This is a genomic window from Flexivirga sp. YIM B11880 (assembly GCF_058148645.1).
In genome coordinates this window covers 1-19,818 of the sequence record NZ_JBMAMH010000005.1, presented here as the reverse complement: position 1 = coordinate 19,818, position 19,818 = coordinate 1, and the positions used below count along the sequence as shown (strand labels likewise).

The window sequence follows — 19,818 nt, the reverse complement described above, 5'->3', positions numbered from 1 at the left end:
CGCCCCGGCTTCCGGTGATTTCATGCGTCGTCGGCGCTTTTGTGTGTGGTCGGCTCAGGTGACCGCGCCGAGCTGCCAGGGCACGAACTCCTCCTGACCGAGGTCGAGCTCCTCACTGACCGTCTGCCGTCCCGAGGCGACGGCAAGGATGCGGTCGAAGATCTTGTCTCCGACGCCGGCCAGCGTGTCGGTGCCGTCGATGATCGTCCCGCAGTTGAGGTCGATGTCCTCCGGCATCCGGCGGTAGAGGTTGGTGCTCGTGGAGAGCTTGATGCTGGGCACCGGCTTGCACCCGAAGACCGACCCGCGGCCGGTGGTGAAACACACGACCGTGGCGCCGCCCGCCACAATGCCCGTGACCGAGACCGGGTCGTAGCCGGGAGTGTCCATGAAGACGAGACCGGCGCCCGCCGGCCGCTCGGCATACTCGACGACCTCGGTGAGATCCGCGTGACCGCCTTTGGCGACCGCGCCCAGCGACTTCTCCAGGATGGTCGTGAGGCCGCCGGCCTTGTTGCCGGGGGAGGGGTTGTTGTCCATCGTGCCGCCGCCGGCGGCCGTGTAGGTGCGCCACCAGTCCAGCCGGTCCAGCAGCTTGCGGCCGACCGCCTCGGACACCGCGCGGCGGGTGAGCAAGCCTTCGGCGCCGTGGACTTCCGGGGTCTCGCCGAGGATGGAGGTGCCGCCGTACGCGACCAGCCGGTCGGAGGCGACACCGAGCGCCGGATTGGCCGTGATGCCCGAAAAGCCGTCAGAGCCACCACAATTGAGCCCGAGGACGAGCTTCGAGACGTCGCACGGCACCCGCCGCAGCTCGTTGATGGGCTGCAGCATCGCTGTGATCTTCTCCACCCCTGCGCGAACCATGCGGCGAATGCCGCCGGCATCCTGGATCACCAGGTGCTCCACGAGTGTCGACGGGGGAATGGCGGCGGAGTCGAGCAGGTATGACGACTGCAGCATCTCGCAGCCGAGACCGACCACGAGCAGCCCGGCGATGTTGGGGTGCGTGGCGTAGCCCTGCAGGGTGCGCAGCAGGATGCGCGCGCCCTCGCTCTCGGTGACCAGGCCGCAGCCGCTGCGATGGGTGAGCGCGACGACACCGTCCACCTGCGGGTAGGCGTCGAGCACGGGGCCGCGGAACTGCTCGGCGATCATCCGTGCGGTGCTCGCCGAGCAGTTGACCGAGGTCAGGATGCCGATGAAATTGCGGGTTCCGACCCGGCCGTCCGCGCGGAGGTAGCCGAGGAAGCTCGGCCGCTCCCCGGCCGGCTGCGTGAGGGTGTGGCGATCGGTGCCGAACTCGTGCGGCTCGTCGGCGGCGGAGATGCTCAGGTTGTGCACGTGCACGTGGTCGCCCTGCTGGATCGGGATCGACGCTGCGCCGATTGTCGCGGCATACTTGCGCACCGCACCGCCGGCGGGGACGGCCCTGACGGCGACCTTGTGCCCGCAGGGTATTGAGGACCGCACGGTGAGCGTCCCGTGCGTGGGGACGGCGACCTGTTCGCCGGCGGCCAAGTCGCGCGTGGCCACCGCTACGTCGTCACCGGCCGCGAGCAGGAGCAGCCCGGCGCTCGCGTCGGTCGTCACCAGTCGTGCACCGTGCCGTCGAGCTTCCGGTTGACCGGAAGGTAGGCCGGTGTGTAGCCGAACGACCCGGCCGCTTCGTCGTCGTATTCCACTCCCAGGCCTGGTGATTCACCCGGATCGAGCAGCCCGTCGGTGAAGGTGTAGCTGGTGCGAAAGACGCCCCGGGTGTCCGCCGAGTGCTGCATGTACTCCTGAATCCCGAAGTTGTGCAGCGCGATACCGAGATGCAGCTGTGCCGCCTGGCCGACGGGAGAGATGTCCGTGGGGCCGTGGAAGCCGGACTTGATCTGGTAGATCGAGGCAAAGTCCATCAGCTTCTTCAGCGCCGTGATGCCACCGGTGTGAGTGACGGCGGACCGCACGTAGTCGATGAGTTGTTCGGTGATCAGGGTCTGGTAGTCGAAGACCGAGTTGAAGACCTCGCCGATGGCCAGAGGAGTCGTCGTCTGCGAGCGGACGCGGCGCAGCGCCTCCTGGTTCTCGCCGGGCGTGCAGTCCTCCAGCCAGAAGAGGTCGTAGGGCTCGAGCCGCTTGCCGAGGATCGCGGCTTCGTTGGGCGACATGCGGTGGTGTCCGTCGTGCAGCAGCGGCAGCTCGGGGCCGAACTCCGCGCGCACCGCCTCGAAAACCGTTGGCACGTGCCGGAGATAGGCGCGCGTGTCCCAGCTCTCCTCCGCGGGCAGCGGCTGCCGCTTGGCCGGTTCGTAGTCGTAACGCTGCCCCGGCTGCTGGTCGGTGGCGACGCCGTAGACCTGGCCGAGGCCGGGCACACCGGTCTGCACCCGGATGGCGCGGTAGCCCTGCTCCAGGTGGTTGCGGATGGAGGTGAAGAGCGCGTCCAGGCTGCTGCCCGAGGCATGCCCGTAGGCCAGGCAGCCACGGCGGGACCGGCCACCGAGCAGCTGATAGAGCGGCATACCAGCGGTTTTCGCCTTGATGTCCCAGAGCGCGACGTCGACTGCTGCGATCGCAGCCATGGTGACGGGACCGCGTCGCCAGTAGGCGCCCCGGTAGAGGTACTGCCAGATGTCCTCGATCTGTCCCTCGTCGCGACCGATGAGCAACGGCGCGACGTGGTCGCGCAGGTATGACGCGACGGCGAGCTCACGCCCGTTGAGGGTGGCGTCACCCAGGCCGGTGACGCCGTCCCCGGTCGTGAGCCGCAGAGTGACGAAGTTGCGTCCCGGGCTGGTCACCAGCACCTCGGCGGACTTGATTGCCATGTTTCTCCTTCGTGCTTCGCAGCCGCGGTCAGTGCTGCGGGGCGGCGTATGCCGTGCGGGCGAGACGGTGTGCCAGGTCGACCATTGTTTCGAGCGCCTCCTCCATGGACAGTCGTCCCTCGGCCACCAGTCTGGCGAGATAACCGGCGTCGATGCGCCGGGACAGGTCGTGACGTGCCGGGATCGACGCGAAGGCCCTTGTGTCGTCGACAAATCCGCTGGTGTTGTAGAACCCGGCGGTCTCCACGGCAGACTCGCGGAAGCGGCGCATCTGCTCCGGGCTGTCCAGGAACCACCACGGGGCGCCCAGCCGCACGGAGGGATAGGCGCCGGCGAGCGGCGCGAGCTCGCGGGAGTAGACGGTCTCGTCGGTGGTGAACAGGATGCACCGGAAACTGCTGCTCATCCCGAATCGCTCGAGCACCGGCTGCAGGCTGCGGGTGAACTCCACCCGGACCGGTATGTCGAAACCCTGGTCGGGTCCGTGCAGCCGGTAGACCTCGCTGCTGTGGTTGCGCAGCACACCGGGGTGCAGCTGCATCACCAAGCCGTCCTCGGCAGACATCTCCGCCATCTGGTAGAGCATGTGCGCGGCGAAGGCGGCGGCGTCGGCCGGGCCGACGTCACCGCGCAGCGCGTTCCGGTAGATGCGCTCGGCCGCCTCGGCCGGCAGCGGCGTGGTGTCCGCGGACAGGTGGCCGTGGTCGGTGGCGCGGGCTCCGGCCGCGATGAACGCGCGCCGCCGAATCCGCAGCGCTGCCAAGAAGCCCGGGTAGTCGGAAGTGTCGGTGTCGGCGACCTCGGCGAGACGGTCGACCTCCTTGCGCCAGGTGTGGTGGCCGACGTGCACCAGCGAGTCGGGCCGGAAGGTCGGCACGATCCGGCCAGGCCCGAGTTGCTCGGCCAGGCAGGCGTGTGCCGAGAGGTCGGCGAGGGCCGAGTCCGTGGTGGCGAGGATCTCGACGTTCATCCGGTCGAGCAGGGCCAGTGGCCGGAAGTCGTCGCGCTGGATCGTGGCGCTCAGCTGGTCGTAGAGCGCGTCCGCGTTGGCCGCCGACGGGGGCGCGGGCAGCTGGAAGATCTCGGCGAGCTCGTGTTCGAGCCAAAAGCGGGTCGGCGTGCCGCGGAAGAGGTGCCAGTTCTCGCAGAAGCGCCGCCAGATCGCGCGCGGGTCCTGCTCGACCGGCACCTGGCCGGCGTCTCCGTCCCGGTAGGGGACACCGAAGTCGGCGTGCCGGTGCCCCTGCGAAACGAGCATGCGTACGAGGTAGTGATCCGGCGTGATGAGCAGTTTCGCCGGATCCCCGAACGGCTGATTCTCGGCGAACAGGCCGACATCGACATGCCCGTGCATCGAGAGCAGGGGAAGAGCCGCAGCGTGCCGATAGATCGTGCGCGCCAGTCCCCGCGTGGTCGGGTCGGCGGGGAGTGCCCGATCGGGGTCGAGCTGCCACTGCTCAGTCATTGCGACCTTTCGATGAAATCTTTCGCACACGATTGCAGAGCACACTATGCCGCTGTCGCACCGAGAGTTCAAGAGCCAATTCAGTGCAATAAGAACCGATTTCTGCCCTTGCGCGACAGCCCGGGTCACACGGAAGGATCTGTTAATAACGTTTTGATAACAGGGATTGACGTGGTTGTGGGCACGATTGCAGGCTGTGATTCACCGCACAGACAAGGAGGTTGCCCGTGGCGCCATCCATCACCGTGCACGACGTGGCCAAGGCTGCGGGCGTCTCGGCGTCGACGGTTTCCCGGGCCCTCTCGGGCAACACGGCCGTCGCCGCCGAGACCCGGCAGCGCGTCGTCGACGCGGCGCGGCAACTCGGCTACCAGCCCAACCTGGCGGCACGAGGCCTGATCACGGGCACGACCCACAACATCGGGCTGGTGGTTCCCGACCTGGAGAACCCCTACTTCGCCTCCATCACCAAGAGCGTCCAGAGCCGCGCGGTGGCGTCCGGCTACTCGGTGTTCATCGCCGATTCCGACGAGGACACCCGCACCGAGCTCGAGCTGGTGCACCAGTTGTCGAAGCAGGTGGACGGCCTCGTCCTGTGCTCACCGCGTATGGCGGAGTCCGACATCGCCTCGGTCGCGCACCAGACGATGATGGTGCTGATCAACCGCGAGTGGGAGGGCCTGACCTCGATCGTCGTCGAGGACGCCGAGATCATCCGGCTGGCCCTGGAGCACCTGCACGCTCTCGGTCATCGCAAGGTCGCCTACGTCGGCGGACCGGAGAAGTCCTGGTCCAACCAGAAGCGCTGGGGCGCCATCGAGCGACTGGCACCCACCTTCGACGACCTCGAGGTCAGCAAGGTCGGCTCCTACGCACCCAATTTCGACGGCGGCCAATCCGCCGCGGACGTCGTCGTCGCCTCCGGCGCGACCGCTGCCCTGGCCTACAACGACCTTGTCGGCCTCGGCCTGCTCGCCCGTCTGCACGTGCGGGGCATCCGGGTGCCCGAGGAGCTGTCGGTTATGGGCATCGACGACGTCAACGTCGCGACCCTGGTCTCGCCCGGGCTGACCACCGTGCGCTCGCCGCTCCGCAAGGTCGGGTATGCGGCCGTCGACCGGCTGGTCGATCTCATGACCGGTGCCAACCGGCCCAGTTCCACGGAAGACCTGCCGGTCCAGCTGGTCGTCCGGCAGTCCACCTCGGTGCCGCCTCCGCGCCACTGAGCCTGCCTCACAGCGGCCGTGAGCCTCACGCCCGCGAAGCACTCAAGGAGCGAAACCCCCATGCGTTTCACCACGAAAGTCGGAACAGTCGCCGCGGTCGCCGCCGCCGGCCTCGCCATGGCCGCCTGCGGAACTCCGGGAGGCGGTGGCTCCGATCCGTCGAAGGCGCTCAGCGCCTCGGCCGTTCCCACCAAGCCGTCGAAGGCCGTCACGCTCAACATTCTGGACGTCGCGGGCAACAAGCAGCTGACCGGAGCGATCTTCGCGTCGTTCGCCAAGGCGCACCCCGACATCATCTCCAAGGTCACCTGGCAGACGGCCGGCGCACCGGACATGGCCGGCAAGGTGAAGGCGCAGCAGGACGCCGGCAACCTGCACATCGACCTGGTGCTCACCGGCACCGACGGCCTGTCGGCCGGCATCCAGCAGGGGCTCTTCGTCAACATGAAGACGTTCTCGGACCGGCTGTCCAACATGGCCAACTACCAGAAGCCGGCCGCCAACATGCAGAAGCTGGCCCAGGACCAGGCGGTGGAGCTGGTCTACTACCCGTCCGGTCCGCTACTGGAGTACAACCCGGCCACCGTCAAGAACCCGCCCACGACCGCGGCGCAACTGCTCGCCTGGGCCAAGGCACACCCGGGCAAGTTCGGCTACGCCCAGCCGGCCAACTCCGGACCGGGTCGCACCTGGCTGATGGGACTGCCCTACATCTTGAAGGACAAGGACCCCAAGGACCCGGTGAACGGCTGGCCGAAGACCTGGAAGTACCTGCAGGACATCGGCAAATACATCAAGACCTACCCGACCGGCACCAGCGTCACGATGAACAACCTGAAGACCGGCGCATGGGACATGGCGCTCACCACGACCGGCTGGGACATCAACCCGCGCGCCCTCAACCAGGTTCCGAAGAACTTCAAGGTGACGGCGCTCGACGGCTTCAGCTGGGTGTCCGACGCGCAGTATGCCGCTGTGCCCAAAGGTGTTTCGGCGGACAAGATGTCGGCGATCCTGCAGGTGCTCAACTACGCGCTGACCCAGAAGCAACAGGCCAAGACGTATGACGACGGCTACTTCTATCCGGGACCTGCCGTCAAGGGCGTCACCATCGACATGGCACCGGCGACGAGCCAGCAGGTCATCAAGGAGTACGGCCGCCCGGAGTACGCGCAGCTGATGAAGTCGCACCCGGTGGTGACCCCGATCGACGCCCAGAAGCTGGTCAAGGCCTTCAGCATGTGGGACCAGAAGGTCGGTGGCGGGAAGGCGGCGAGCCAGTGACCGACCTCAAGGAGGACTTCAGCACCCTCCGGCTGGAGGGCCTGACGCGCAGTTTCGCCGGACAGACGGCGCTGAACGGTCTCGACCTGACGATCGAGCGCGGCGAGTTCATCGCCCTGCTGGGACCGTCGGGCTGCGGCAAGTCGACCGCGCTCAACTGCATCGCCGGACTGCTGCCACTGACCGCCGGCCGCATCATGCTCGACGACCAGCAGGTGGACCAGCTGCCGCCGGAGAAGCGCGGTTTCGGGATGGTCTTCCAGAACTACGCGCTCTTCCCGCACCTGTCGGTGCAGAAGAACATCGCGTTCGGCCTGCAGATGCGCAAGGTGCCACGCGCCGAGATCAAGCGCCGGGTGGCCGAGGCGATCGAGCTCGTGCAGCTGGGGCCACACGCCAGCAAGTTGCCGGGTCAGCTCTCGGGTGGTCAGCAGCAGCGGGTCGCCATCGCCCGCGCCGTCGTCCTCCGGCCGCCGCTGGTGCTGATGGACGAGCCGCTCTCCAACCTCGACGCCAAGCTCCGCCTGGAGATGCGCACCGAGATCCGCCGCCTGCACCAGTCGCTCGGTCTGACCACCATCTACGTCACGCACGATCAGGAGGAGGCACTCTCCCTCGCGGACCGCCTCGTCGTGCTGCGGCTCGGGGAGGTCCAGCAGGTCGGCACCCCACAGCAGCTGCACGAGACGCCGACCAACGCGCACGTGGCCGACTTCATGGGTTACCGCAACCTGTTCGACGGCGTGGTGGAGCGCGTTGACGGTGACCGGGTGACGGTCGCGATGCTCGGGACAAGCGCCCATGGCGTCGCGGCCGGACCGCTGACGGTCGGTGACCGGGTGCGGGTCGGCATCCGGCCCGAGGACCTGACGCTCGGAGCGCCGTCCCCCGCGCCAGCGCTCGGCCTGGCGGGCACGGTCGACGTGGTCGAATACCAAGGCCGCGAGTTCGCCGTCGAGGCCCACCTCCGCACCGGGGAGGCGGTCCATGTCCGCACCCCCGAGCAGCCGTCGGCCGGCGATCGGGTCCGGCTGACTGCCGACGCACACCGGATCCTGGTCTTCCCGACCGCGGAGACCGGCTCCGGATCGAACGGCGCCGAGGCGCCCGGGAACCTCGAAGCGGCGGGTCTCGCCTCATGACGGTCCTGGACGCGCCGCGTCATACCTCCGACGGCGGGACGCCCTCCAAGCCGTCGTTGGTGCACCGCCTCGCCGAGCGCGGCATCGACCGGACGCTGTGGCTGCTGGTGCCCGGGCTGCTGTTCGTCCTCGTGTTGTTCGTCTATCCGTTCCTCTACGGGCTCAACCTGTCGCTGCACCCCACGCACGGAGGTGTGTTCGGTGCCTACCGGGCGTTCTTCACCGACCCCGAGATGCGCGGCTGGCAGTCACTGTGGATCACCCTCAAGCTGGCGCTCCCGGCAGCGGTCGTCAACGTCGTGGCGTCGATCCCGCTGGCCTACTTCATGCGGCGCAACTTCCGCGGAAAGCGGCTGCTGACAACGATTCTCGTCGTCCCCATCACACTGGGCACCGTGCTGACCGCGGAGGGGCTGCTGAACTTCTTCGGCCCCAAGGGCTGGTTCAACCGGTTCCTCGACCTGTTCGGCCTCGGGCCGGTGCAGCTCGTGCAGAACTACTGGGGCGTGCTCTGGTCGTTGATCATCTCCGGCTTCCCGTTCGCCTTCCTGCTGATCCTGTCCTACATCTCCGGGATCGACCCCTCGCTGGAGGCCGCGGCCAAGACGCTCGGCGCCGACTGGAAGCAGCGCTTCCGCCGGGTCATCATGCCGCTGCTCGCACCAGGACTGGCGACGACGTTCTGCCTGACCTTCGTGCTCGCGTTCAGCGTGTTCCCCTCGGCGATCCTGGTCGGTGACCCGTCCGGGTCGACGCGGGTCATCGCCTACGTCGCGTACAACGCGTGGGGCCAGATGTTCAACTACCCGCTCGCCTCGGCCTCCGCCATCGTCATGGGCGTCGCCGAGCTGATCGTGATCGGAATCGTGCTGATGCTGCGCTCCACCATGTACAAGGGCTCCACGGGAGGGAAGGGCTGATGAGCACCCTCGTCAACGGCGCGCCCGTGACCGCACGTCGCCGCCGCATCGTCGCGACTCCGGGCGCCTTCCTCACCTGGGGCGGTATGGCGATCTTCCTCGTCCTGCTGTTCGGGGTGATCGCCTCGGTCGTCGTCAACTCGTTCGCCGGCCAGTGGTTCGACAGCTGGCTGCCGACCAGCTACACGGGGTCGTGGTACGGAAACGCCTGGTCGCAATACGGATTGACCCAAGTGGTGATCACCACCCTGGCCGTGGCGATCGTTGTCGTGGCGGTCTCGGTGCTCATCGGGGTTCCCGCGTCGTACGTGCTGGCGCGGAAGAAATTCCCCGGGTCGAAGTTCGTCCTGTTGCTCTTCCTGCTGCCGATCATGATGCCGCCGATCACCTATGGCATCCCGTTGGCCACCCTGCTCGACTACTACCACCTGGCGCCGGGCCTGACCGGAGTCATCCTGGCCAATCTCGTGCCGTCGGTGCCGTTCGTGGTGCTGACCATGACGCCCTTCATCGAGCAGATCAACCCGTCGATCGAGGCAGCCGCCCGGATGTGCGGTGCGTCGATGGCCAAACTGTTCCTGCGCATCCTCGCCCCGCTGCTGATCCCCGGGATCCTCGCGTCGGCGGTCCTGGTGCTCGTCCGCACCGTCGGGATGTTCGAGCTGACGTTCCTCACCTCGGACTCGAGCTCCAACACCCTGGTGGTGGCGCTCTTCACCGCGATGACCGGTGCCGGCATCCGCGCGCAGCAGTCGGTGGACGCGATGGCAGTGATCTACATGCTCGCCATGCTGGTGCTCCTGGTGATCGCCCTGCGGTTCGTCAACCCGACCCAGCTGGTGGCCCGCGTCGACGACGCCAAGGACTGAGCCGGTGGACCGTCTCGCCCTGGCCACCGTGCCGGCATCCGGCAGTGGCGCCGTCAGTGTTCCACGCGTCGACCCGCGAAGCCTCTCGATCGGGCTGGTGCACCTCGGGATCGGCGCCTTCCATCGCGCCCACCAAGCCGTCTACACCGAGCAGGCCGGCGCCGCGACGGGCGACGACCGGTGGGGTGAGTTCGCGGTCACCGGGCGATCCGCCACCGTGGTGAAGCAGCTGGCGCCGCAGGACGGCCTGTATGGCGTGCTCACCAAGTCGGCCGAGCGATCGAGCCTGCACGTGGTGGGCGGCATCCGACAGGTTGTCAGTGGCGGCGACCCACCGAGCACCGCGCTCGCAGCGATCGCCGCGCCCGACGTCCACGTGGTGAGCCTCACCATCACCGAGAAGGGCTACACCCGCGCCGGTTCGGCGATCGGCCTGCTCGCCGCCGGACTGGTGTCCCGCTTCCGGGCCGGCGCGGAGCCGATCAGCGTCGTCAGCTGCGACAACCTGCCCGGCAACGGCGCCCAGCTGCGTCGGCTCGTGCACGACGTCACCGACGCCGCGGAAGACGACGAGTTCGGCGCCTGGCTGCGCCAGTGCGTCACCTTCCCCTCCACCATGGTCGACCGCATCGTGCCCGCCACCACCGATCGGGACCGGGCCGAGGCGGCGGAACTGCTGCAGCTGCGCGACGAGGGCCTGGTGGTCGCCGAGCCGTTCGGGCAGTGGGTGATCGAGGACTGGTTCGCCGCCGACCGGCCGGCCTGGGAGCAGGCGGGCGCGACCCTGGTGCGGGACGTCGCGCCATACGAGAAGGCCAAGCTGCGGCTGCTCAACGGCACCCACTCGCTGCTCGCCTATCTCGGCGCACTACACGGCCACCGCACGATCGCCGAAGCCGTCGCCGACGACCGCCTCGCCGCAGCGGCGCGTGCCCTGCAGCGGGAGGACGCCATCCCGACACTGGAGGCACCGCCCGGCCTGGATCTGGCTGCGTATGGCGACCAGATCCTCGACCGGTTCGCGAACCCGCACCTCCGGCACACCACGGTGCAGGTCGCGATGGACGGGTCGCAGAAACTGCCGATCCGGCTGCTCGGCACGGCTCGGGACCGGCTCCGGGCACGGGTGGTGCCGGAACATTGCGCGCTCGCGGTCGCGGCCTGGATGGTCTACGTGCGACGTGGTCTGGACACGGTCGGTGACCGGCTGCCGCTGCACGACCCGCTGGCGCCGGTCCTACGGGAGCACGCCGCCGGACCCGAGGGAGGGCTGGTGGACCGGATGTTCGGTATCCGGCAGATCTTCGATCCGGAGATCGCGGCTGACGAACGGTTCCGGGAAGCGGTTCGCGCGGCGGCGGCGGAGCTGCTGCGACGAGTCTGACCGCGCCCGCACCGGCGCCACACAGCCGGAACACCAGGGGCGTCTGCGCGCGTTGAGACGGATGTACTGATCGGGCCTACACTTCGGGCAGGCACCACCAGTCACACTTGTCGACACAACGTAAGGGACCGCCATGGCATCCAATCCGGTGTTCAACCGGTTCAACGACGACCTCTCCAAGGGCCGCCTGACCGGCGCCCAGCCGCAGTACGGCCAGTTCAGCACGCCGGAGCAACAGCAGCAGGCGCGCTACGGCTACCCCGGACCGCAGCAGGGCTACCCGCAGCAGGGTTACCCGCAGGGCCAGTTCGGCCAGTCGGCGCCCGACCTGGAGAAGATGTACGGCGCACCCGCCGCCACAGCGACCCAGTCCGGCCGGATGACGCTGGACGACGTCGTCACCAAGTCGCTCTGCCTGTTCGGCATCATGCTGGTCTTCGCGGCCGTCGGCTGGTTCGTGGGCAAGGAGAACCAGGGCGCCGGCATGGCCCTGTGGCTCGGCGGCATGTTCGTCGGCCTGGCGATCGGCTTCGTGATCGCCTTCAAGCGCACCATCTCGGTGCCGCTGATCATGCTGTATGCCGTCTGCGAGGGACTGTTCGTCGGCGCCGCCAGCGGATTCTTCAACACCGTCTACCCCGGGATCGTCGCCGAGGCGGTGCTCGCCACCCTCTGCGTCTTCGTCGGCATGTTCGCCGGCTGGCGCTTCGGGCTGATCCGGGTCACCGAGCGCTCCCGCAAGATCTTCTTCATGATGGCGATGGGCTACATGCTGTTCGCCTTGGTCAACGTCGCGCTCGTCTGGACCGGCGCGGTCAGCAGCCCGTTCGGCGTCGGCGGCAACAGCACCCTCGGCATCATCATCAGCGTGGTCGCGGTCGGTCTCGCGTCATACTCGCTGGCTGTGGACTTCGACTCCATCCAGCGGGGCGTCGAGGCGCGTCTGCCGGAGAAGTACTCGTGGCTGATGGCGCACGGCCTGCTCGTTACGGTGGTCTGGCTCTACATCGAGCTGCTGCGGCTCTTCGCCCGCATCCAGAGCCGGTAAGGCCAGGGCCGGGTCACGGCAGACCAGTTCCCGATGAGACTGAGCCAGGTCGCCCAGCGCGCCACGGACCTGCACCGCGCAACCGCCTTCTACACCGAGTTGCTCGGTGCGGGGCCGCTGGCGAGTTTCGACCCTCCGGGTCTGGTGTTCTTCGACCTCGGCGGCACCCGGCTGTTGCTGGACCGGGTGGCTCCGAGCGCCTACCTCTACCTGCAGGTGGCCGACATCGAGGCCACGGTGGAACGGCTGCGCGCAGCGGGCACGGTCGTGGTCACCGAACCGCACGTGATCTTCGCGCATGACGACGACACGCTGGGGCCGGCCGGCACCGACGAGTGGCACGCGTTCATCGAGGACTCCGAGGGCAACACCGTCGGCCTGGTCGAGCACCGCGCGCGCTGACCGCAGGACGGCGCAGCGCGCTCAGGGGAGCGCTCGCCGCACGCGGATCAGCCCGCGCAACACCTGGTCGTCGAGACCCGCGCGGCTCGCGTCATACACCATGACCGCGAGCTGGTCGAGCAGCGTCGCGCTCCCGAGATCGGGTATGACGAGCCGCTCCCGCCCCGCAGCAGCCCGCGTAGCATCCGCCAGCTCTTGCGCGAGTTCCCGCAAGAATGAAGCATTTTCGCGTGCCGCTTCCTCGGGCAGCTCGTGCCAGCGCCGACTGACCCGACGCAGTTCGGTCGCGATGTCGTCCACCGGCACAGCGTAGGGCGTCGCTCTTCGCTCGATTCGGGCGACGGCCGGCCGGCGTCTACGGTGGACGGGTTCATCACCCGTCGGCCAAGGAGGTCCGGTTCATGTCCGCTGCGAGCCCCCGGGGGAGGTCGGTCGCTCGCGAGCTGACCGTTCGCGGCATTGTCATCGGTGGCCTGATCACGCTCGTCTTCACCGCCGCCAACGTCTATCTCGGTCTGAAGGTGGGCCTGACGTTCGCCACCTCGATCCCCGCCGCCGTCATCTCGATGGCGATCCTGCGCTACTTCGCAGACCACTCGGTGGTCGAGAACAACATCGTGCAGACGATCGCGTCCGCGGCCGGCACGCTGTCGGCGATCATCTTCGTGCTGCCCGGGCTGGTCATCGTCGGCTGGTGGCAGGGCTTTCCCTACTGGACCACGATGGCGGTATGCGTGGTCGGCGGCATTCTCGGCGTTGCCTACTCGATTCCGCTGCGCCGGGCGCTGGTGACCGGTTCGGACCTGCCCTATCCGGAAGGCGTCGCGGGTGCGGAGGTGCTCAAGGTCGGCGACACCACGGAAGGCGTGGAGGAGAACCGTCGCGGTCTCAAGGTGATCGTCGTCGGCTCGCTGACGGCGGCCGGGTTCTCGCTGATGGCTGCGTTGAAGCTGGTGAGCAACTCGCTGCAGAAGGTGTTCCACCTGGGCGGAGGCGGCACGATGGTCGGCTCGAGCCTCTCGCTCGCGCTGATCGGTGTGGGCCATCTGGTGGGACTGTCCGTCGGCATCGCGATGGTCATCGGGTTGCTGATCTCCTTCGGCGTCCTGCTGCCGATCAAGACCGCGGGCCACCTGCCGAGCCACGGTGACATCACCAATGCGGTGACCGGCGTCTTCGCCACGGACGTGCGCTTCATCGGCGCGGGCGCCATCGCGGTCGCCGCCGTCTGGACGCTGCTGAAGATCATCGGACCGATCCTGCGCGGCATCCAGGCCGCCGTGACCTCCAACCGGGCACGCCGGGCCGGCGACGACCGGGAGATCACCGAACGCGACCTGCCCATCACCATCGTCGCCGCGATCGTGCTCGTGTCGTTGATCCCGATCGCGTTGCTGCTGTGGGGTTTCGCCCACGACACCGCGCTGAAGGGCAGCCTGACCGCCCTCATCGTGGTGAGCCTGATCTTCGTGCTGCTCATCGGTCTCGTGGTCGCCTCGGTCTGCGGCTACATGGCCGGCCTCATCGGGTCGTCGAACAGCCCGATCTCCGGAGTGGGCATCCTCGTCGTGCTCGCCGCCGCGCTGCTGATCAAGGCCGTCCACGGCGGAGGCAGTGGTGCACAGGCCGAGTCGCTCGTGGCGTTCACCCTGTTCACCGCCTCGATCGTCTTCGGCGTCGCCACCATCTCGAACGACAACCTGCAGGACCTCAAGACCGGTCAACTCGTCGGGTCCACCCCATGGAAACAGCAGGTGGCCCTCGTCATCGGAGTCGTCTTCGGTTCACTGGTCATCCCGCCGGTCATGCAGCTGATGAACACCAGCTTCGGATTCCTGGGTGCGCCCGGCGCCGGCAAAAACGCGCTCGCCGCCCCCCAGGCGTCGCTCATCTCCTCGCTGGCCAAGGGCGTCTTCGGCGACTCACTGGACTGGGGCCTGATCGGCCTGGGCGCGGCGCTCGGGGTAGGTGTGATCCTCGTCGACGAGGTGCTCGCGCGGACGACTCGGCGTTTGCGGCTGCCACCGCTCGCGGTCGGCATGGGCATGTACCTGCCGATCTCGCTGACGCTGATGATCCCGATCGGCGCGGTGATCGGCACGCTCTACGACCGCTGGGCGGACCGCCGCACGGACGACCCCGATCGGGTCAAGCGACTCGGCGTGCTCATCGCGACGGGATTCATCGTCGGGGAGAGTCTTTTCGGAGTGTTCCTCGCCGCCGTCGTGGGGGCCACCGGTGACGAGAACCCGCTCGCCGTCGTCGGCGCCGACTTCCTGCACTGGTCGGAGTGGTTCGGCGCCCTCGTCTTCATCGTGCTGGTTCTGGGCACCTATCAGTGGACGCGCCAGGTCTCCACCAGCCGCGATCGGATCCCGGTGGAGACGCACTGAGTCGCGCCCGTCATACGACGTCGGCCCCGGACCGCGAGCGGTCCGGGGCCGAAAACGTCGAAGCGACAGTGGTTCAGGAGAGGCGTTCGTAGATGATCGCCATGCCTTGACCGCCGCCGACGCACATGGTTTCCAGGCCGAAGGTGCCGTCGCGCTCTTGCAGGCCGTTGAGCAGGGTGGTGGTGATGCGGGCGCCGGTGGAGCCGAACGGGTGGCCCAGTGCGATGGCGCCGCCGTGGACGTTGAGTTTGTCGAGGTCCATGCCCAGGTCGTCGGCCGAGGGCAGCACCTGGGCGGCGAATGCCTCGTTGATCTCGTAGAGGTCCAGGTCGCCGATCGTCATACCGGCGCGCGCGAGGGCCTGCCGGGACGCCTCGACCGGGCCCAGCCCCATGATCTCCGGCGACAGCGCCGACACACCGGTCGACACGACCCGGGCCAGCGGGGTGATACCCAGTTCCTTGGCCTTGGTGTCGCTCATCACCACAAGGGCTGCCGCGCCGTCGTTCAGGGGGCAGCAGTTGCCCGCGGTGACCGTGCCGTTCTCCCGGAACACCGGCTGTAGGGTGGACACCTTTTCCAGGGTGACGCCGGGCCGGGGGCCGTCGTCCGTGGTGACGACGGTGCCGTCCGGCAGGGTGACCGGGGCGATCTCCCGGGCGAAGAACCCGTCCGCGATGGCCTTCTCGGCCCGGTTCTGGCTGGTGACACCCCACTCGTCCTGCCGCTCGCGGCTGATCCCGCGCAGGGTCGCGACATTCTCCGCCGTCTGGCCCATCGCGATGTAGATGTCGGGCAGTTGGCCGTCCGCACGGGGGTCGGTCCAGGTCGTGTTGTCCTTCGCGGTCTGCGCGGTGCGGGCCTGCGCGTCGGCGAACTTCGGGTTCTGCCAGGCGGCCTTGCTGCCGCCGGCGCCGGCGAAGTCGGCGTACCGGGAGACGCACTCCACCCCGGCCGAGATGAAGACGTCACCCTCGCCGGCCTTGATGGCGTGCGCCGCCATCCGGGTGGTCTGCACCGAGGAGGAACAGAACCGGTTGACCGTGGCGCCGGGCAGGTGGTCCCAGCCGCCGAGCACCGCGACCACGCGGGCCATGTTGCTGCCGTGTTCGGCCCACGGCTCGGCACAGCCCAGGTAGAGGTCCTCGACCAGACGCGGGTCCAGGCCGGGGACCCGGTCCAGGGCGGCCCGGATGACCTGCACGCTCAGGTCGTCGGGGCGGATGTCCTTCAGCGATCCCTTGAACGCGCGACCGATCGGCGTGCGCGCCGCGGCAACGATGACTGCTTCGGGCATTGAGGTCCTCCGTGTTGGGTGGGAACCGCCGGTCGTGGGACACCGGTGGAGGGGTTACTGATCAGTAGTCGATTGTGTCCGGAAGTGTATGGGCGCCGGCTGGGCGCGCTGTCGGCGGTCAGCCGCGGAGCGCTTCGGCGGCAGCGGCGATGACCTCCGGGTCGCCGCCCTGTCCGGGCTTCCACGGCTCGATCAGCGTGTCGTCGGCGTAGCGCGGGATCACGTGCACATGGAAGTGGAAGACCGTCTGCCACGCCGCGGAGCCGCAGCAGTTGAGCAGGTTCACACCGTCCGCGGCGAACACCTCCTTGGCCCGCGTGGCGATCTCCTGTGCCTTGGTCATGACGGCGGTCAGGTCGGCCGGGTCGATCGTGGTGATGTCCTGCGTATGCCGCCTCGGTATGACGAGCGCGTGTCCCCGGGTCGCCGGGTTGATGTCCATGAAGACGTAGGTGTCGTCGTCCTCGGTGACCTTCGTCGACGGGATCTCGCCCGCGACGATCTTGCAGAAGATGCAGTCAGTTCCGGTGCCCATGCAGCCGACTCTAGTGCTCGGCCGTCCCGTCGGCGGGCGTCCGCGGATCCGGACGGTCACCGTCGCCCCGGACCTGCTGGGGGCGGCCCTCGGCGGCCGCATCGGCGTCGGGTAGCGGCTGCCGGTGTCGGCGCAGCAGCACGGCCCACGGACCGCGCACGTTGCGGGCCATTCCCTTCACCTGGGTGCCCGACACCTCGGTGCCCGGGTCACGCGCGGCGCGGCGGGCAGCCGACGAGACCGGGCGGACGGCTTCCCCGCGCAGCCGGCTGGGTTTGCGGCCGGTGTCCGGCGAAGCCTGTCCGAGCGCGTCGAGCAGGCTCGGCAGCAGCGCCGACGCGGCCCGTGCGTAGCCGGCGGCCGACGGGTGGAAGCGGTCCTTGGAGAACATCACCGACGGACTGTCCGAGAACTCGTGCCCCAGCAGGTCGCCCAGCGACACGGTGCGGCCGCCGAGCTCGACGACAGCCACGGTCTGGGCCGCCGCGAGGTGCCGTGACCAGCGGCGCGCCAGCTGACGCAGCGGCGGCGGCACCGGTTTGATGACGCCCAGGTCGGGGCAGGTCCCGACGACCACTTCACTGCCGGCGTCGCGCAGCCGGCGGACGGTTTCGGCCAGGTGCGCAACAGCGTCCGTCTGCGACAACCGGCTCGTGACGTCGTTGGCGCCGATCATGATCAGCGTGGCGTCCGGCTGCGGCACCTGCTGCAGTGCCTGGTCCAGCTGGCTCTCGAGGTCCGGTGAGGTGGCGCCGACGGCCGAGACATTGGTCAACCGGACCGGTCGACCGGCCAGGGCCGCGATGGCCGTCGACACGATGGCGCCCACGGTCTGTGCCGCAGTGTCGGCACCCATGCCCTTGGCCGTCGAGTCGCCGAGGACCACGAGTTCGACCGGTTCGCCCGGCGCGGCGCCATACACGCCGTTGTCGTCGGGTGCCCCGTCGAACGGCTGGCCGACGACGCGACGGGCGATGGCGGCCTCTCCCTTGAGAACGCCCCAACCGCCGAGGAACCCAGCGGCGCCGATGCCGGCGCTGCCCGCGACATAGGTGGCCGCCTTGCGCGCCATCGATGCCCGACTCATCGCTGGTCCACCCACCCTCCGCTGCCGCTCGCGGGAAGCTCTCGATCGTCCGTGGAGCTCAATGCTCTCATTGCGGCACCGGCTGGTCGCGGGGGAGTTGACGGGACGCGTGCCGCCCCGATCCGCCATCTGAGACGATCGAGGCATGAAGTTCGCTGAGCACATCGTCGATCTGGTGGGCGGCACGCCCTTGGTGCGGTTGTCGAAGGTCACCGAGGGCATCGCCTGCACGGTTCTGGCCAAGGTCGAATACGTCAATCCAGGAGGGTCGGTCAAGGACCGCATCGCCCTGCGGATGATCGAGGCGGCCGAGGCGTCGGGTGCGCTGCAGCCGGGCGGCACGATCGTCGAGCCGACCTCCGGCAACACCGGTGTCGGCCTCGCCCTGGTGGCGCAACGCAAGGGCTACCGGTGCATCTTCGTGTGCCCCGACAAGGTCAGCGAGGACAAGCGCAACGTGCTCAAGGCGTATGGCGCGGAGGTCGTCGTCACGCCCACGTCCGTCTCGCCGGAGCACCCCGACTCCTATTACAGCGTCTCCGACCGGCTCGCGGCCGAGACACCGGGCGGCTGGAAGCCTGACCAGTACTCCAACCCTGAGGGACCCAACTCGCACTACCACTCGACCGGCCCGGAGATCTGGGCCGACACGGACGGCGAGCTGACGTCGTTCGTCGCCGGCATCGGCACCGGGGGCACCATCACCGGCACCGGCCGCTACTTGCGCGAAGTGTCGGCCGACCGGGCCGGCGGCCGGGTGCGGATCATCGGTGCCGACCCCGAGGGCTCGGTCTACTCCGGCGGCACCGGCCGTCCCTACCTGGTCGAGGGTGTCGGCGAAGACATGTGGCCCCGCGCCTACGACCCGGCCGTGGTCGACGAAGTGATCGCCGTCAGCGACGCCGAGTCGTTCGCGATGACCCGTCGGCTCGCTCGTGAGGAGGGTCTGCTGGTCGGTGGTTCCTGCGGTATGGCGGTGGTCGCCGCCCTCCGCCACGCGGCCACGCTCCCCGCCGAGGCGACGGTCGTGGTGTTGTTGCCCGATTCGGGGCGCGGTTATCTGTCCAAGATCTTCGACGACGAGTGGATGAGCAGCTACGGCTTCCTGCCCGGCCAGGCGGAGGAGCGGACCGTCGGGGACGTCCTGGCGGCAAAGTCCGGCAGCATGCCGGCCCTCGTGCACACCCATCCGAACGAGACGATCCGCGACGCCATCGAGATCCTGCGCGAATACGCCGTGTCCCAGATGCCCGTGGTCAAGGCGGAGCCGCCCGTCATGGCGGGCGAGGTGGCCGGATCGGTGAGCGAACGCGAGCTCCTCGATGCCTTGTATGCCGGGTCGGCGCACCTGGCCGATCCGGTGGAGCGGCACATGGAGGCGCCGCTGCCGATGATCGGGGCGGGTGAGCAGGTGGCGGCTGCGCGCGACCTGCTCGGCAAGCACGATGCGCTGATGGTGGTGCAGGACGGCAAACCCGTCGGCGTGCTGACCCGTGCCGACCTGTTGAGCCTGCTCGTCGACTAGCCCGGAATCGTTGCAACGACGCCGATTTGGCACTTCGCCGATCGGTGGTCTACTGTTCTTCATGTCAGCCCAACGGGGCGGGACACGAAGAGCGAGAGCCCTTCGCACGCCGCCTGCTGAAGACTGATCAGTCGGATTTTGAGTCCGGCCGACAGCCTGCTAAGCTGACAACGTCGCTCGGAGCCAAGTGCGCGAGAGTCGAGGTCCACCGGATCGCCGACTTGCCGCCCAAGAGCCGAGCGAAAACAACGAAAGCTAGTTCTGGTCGATGCGTGGCGTATGCCGTGCAAAACCCAGTGCCTGGTCGTTTTTTGAGAACTCAACAGCGTGTCGAGTGATTGATGCCAATTGTTTGTTGGTTTTTGATCGTTTTTGTAGCATTTTTGCTCTTGATCGATTTTTTAGCCATGTTTCGGATTTTTCAT

Annotated in this window: 17 protein-coding genes; 10 read left to right on the top strand and 7 right to left on the bottom strand. The window is 68.3% G+C overall.

All coding sequences use genetic code 11. From position 1 onward, the window contains the following. Positions 1–54: 54 nt before the first annotated feature. From ACN8HC_RS09265 to uxaC, 3 genes are read right to left on the bottom strand one after another with little or no spacing between them, the layout of a single operon-like run. Positions 55–1,593: a UxaA family hydrolase gene (locus ACN8HC_RS09265; RefSeq protein WP_490074545.1), complete on the bottom strand. Its 1,539-nt coding sequence runs from the start codon at positions 1,591–1,593 to the stop codon at positions 55–57. Then, positions 1,590–2,816: a D-mannonate dehydratase ManD gene (gene manD, locus ACN8HC_RS09260; RefSeq protein ID WP_490074544.1), complete on the bottom strand. Its 1,227-nt coding sequence runs from the start codon at positions 2,814–2,816 to the stop codon at positions 1,590–1,592. The genes ACN8HC_RS09265 and manD overlap by 4 nt, the downstream gene beginning before the upstream one ends. A 28-nt stretch (positions 2,817–2,844) precedes the next feature. Next, on the bottom strand, positions 2,845–4,281 hold the full coding sequence (uxaC, locus tag ACN8HC_RS09255) for a glucuronate isomerase (protein WP_490074543.1): 1,437 nt from the start codon (positions 4,279–4,281) through the stop codon (positions 2,845–2,847). 227 nt (positions 4,282–4,508) lie between these two features. On the opposite strand from uxaC, the gene ACN8HC_RS09250 reads away from it, so the two are divergent. The 8 genes from ACN8HC_RS09250 (at position 4,509) to ACN8HC_RS09215 (ending at position 12,556) form a co-directional block, all read left to right on the top strand. After that, positions 4,509–5,507 carry a LacI family DNA-binding transcriptional regulator gene (locus tag ACN8HC_RS09250; protein ID WP_490074542.1) on the top strand — a complete coding sequence of 333 codons (999 nt, stop codon included), beginning with the start codon at positions 4,509–4,511 and terminating at the stop codon, positions 5,505–5,507. Positions 5,508–5,567: 60 nt separating this feature from the next. After that, entirely contained in the window at positions 5,568–6,791 is a 1,224-nt protein-coding gene (locus ACN8HC_RS09245; protein WP_490074541.1) for an extracellular solute-binding protein, read from the top strand. Beyond that, positions 6,788–7,933 (top strand): ABC transporter ATP-binding protein, encoded by a 1,146-nt coding sequence (locus ACN8HC_RS09240; protein ID WP_490074540.1) that lies wholly within the window; start codon positions 6,788–6,790, stop codon positions 7,931–7,933. The genes ACN8HC_RS09245 and ACN8HC_RS09240 overlap by 4 nt, the downstream gene beginning before the upstream one ends. Next, a complete protein-coding gene (locus ACN8HC_RS09235) occupies positions 7,930–8,853 on the top strand; it encodes an ABC transporter permease (protein ID WP_490074539.1) in 924 nt (307 codons plus the stop codon). The genes ACN8HC_RS09240 and ACN8HC_RS09235 overlap by 4 nt, the downstream gene beginning before the upstream one ends. After that, entirely contained in the window at positions 8,853–9,722 is an 870-nt protein-coding gene (locus ACN8HC_RS09230) for an ABC transporter permease (RefSeq protein WP_490074538.1), read from the top strand. Before ACN8HC_RS09235 ends, ACN8HC_RS09230 begins: the two co-directional genes overlap by 1 nt. Positions 9,723–9,726: 4 nt before the next feature. Next, positions 9,727–11,106, top strand: a complete 1,380-nt coding sequence (locus ACN8HC_RS09225; protein WP_490074537.1) for a mannitol dehydrogenase family protein — start codon at positions 9,727–9,729, stop codon at positions 11,104–11,106. A 133-nt stretch (positions 11,107–11,239) separates the two neighbouring features. Beyond that, a complete protein-coding gene (locus tag ACN8HC_RS09220; RefSeq protein ID WP_490074536.1) occupies positions 11,240–12,154 on the top strand; it encodes a Bax inhibitor-1/YccA family protein in 915 nt (304 codons plus the stop codon). Positions 12,155–12,187: 33 nt separating this feature from the next. Next, positions 12,188–12,556: a VOC family protein gene (locus ACN8HC_RS09215; protein ID WP_490074535.1), complete on the top strand. Its 369-nt coding sequence runs from the start codon at positions 12,188–12,190 to the stop codon at positions 12,554–12,556. Between the two features lie 21 nt (positions 12,557–12,577). On the opposite strand, the gene ACN8HC_RS09210 is transcribed toward ACN8HC_RS09215, so the two are convergent. Next, positions 12,578–12,856 (bottom strand): hypothetical protein, encoded by a 279-nt coding sequence (locus tag ACN8HC_RS09210; protein WP_490074534.1) that lies wholly within the window; start codon positions 12,854–12,856, stop codon positions 12,578–12,580. Between the two features lie 101 nt (positions 12,857–12,957). On the opposite strand from ACN8HC_RS09210, the gene ACN8HC_RS09205 reads away from it, so the two are divergent. Continuing rightward, the gene (locus ACN8HC_RS09205) at positions 12,958–14,949 is read left to right on the top strand and encodes an OPT family oligopeptide transporter (RefSeq protein WP_490074533.1); all 1,992 of its coding nucleotides are present in this window, start codon (positions 12,958–12,960) and stop codon (positions 14,947–14,949) included. A gap of 73 nt (positions 14,950–15,022) precedes the next feature. On the opposite strand, the gene ACN8HC_RS09200 is transcribed toward ACN8HC_RS09205, so the two are convergent. The 3 genes from ACN8HC_RS09200 to ACN8HC_RS09190 all read right to left on the bottom strand — a co-directional run bounded on the left by ACN8HC_RS09200 (position 15,023) and on the right by ACN8HC_RS09190 (position 17,868). Continuing rightward, complete coding sequence (locus tag ACN8HC_RS09200) at positions 15,023–16,246, bottom strand: acetyl-CoA C-acetyltransferase (RefSeq protein ID WP_490074532.1); 1,224 nt, start codon at positions 16,244–16,246, stop codon at positions 15,023–15,025. 118 nt (positions 16,247–16,364) lie between these two features. Beyond that, positions 16,365–16,781 carry an HIT family protein gene (locus ACN8HC_RS09195; protein ID WP_490074531.1) on the bottom strand — a complete coding sequence of 139 codons (417 nt, stop codon included), beginning with the start codon at positions 16,779–16,781 and terminating at the stop codon, positions 16,365–16,367. Between the two features lie 10 nt (positions 16,782–16,791). Further along, positions 16,792–17,868, bottom strand: coding sequence for an SGNH/GDSL hydrolase family protein (locus ACN8HC_RS09190; RefSeq protein ID WP_490074530.1), 1,077 nt, complete (start codon positions 17,866–17,868; stop codon positions 16,792–16,794). A gap of 145 nt (positions 17,869–18,013) precedes the next feature. On the opposite strand from ACN8HC_RS09190, the gene ACN8HC_RS09185 reads away from it, so the two are divergent. Continuing rightward, positions 18,014–19,393 carry a cystathionine beta-synthase gene (locus tag ACN8HC_RS09185; RefSeq protein ID WP_490074529.1) on the top strand — a complete coding sequence of 460 codons (1,380 nt, stop codon included), beginning with the start codon at positions 18,014–18,016 and terminating at the stop codon, positions 19,391–19,393. Positions 19,394–19,818: the final 425 nt, after the last annotated feature.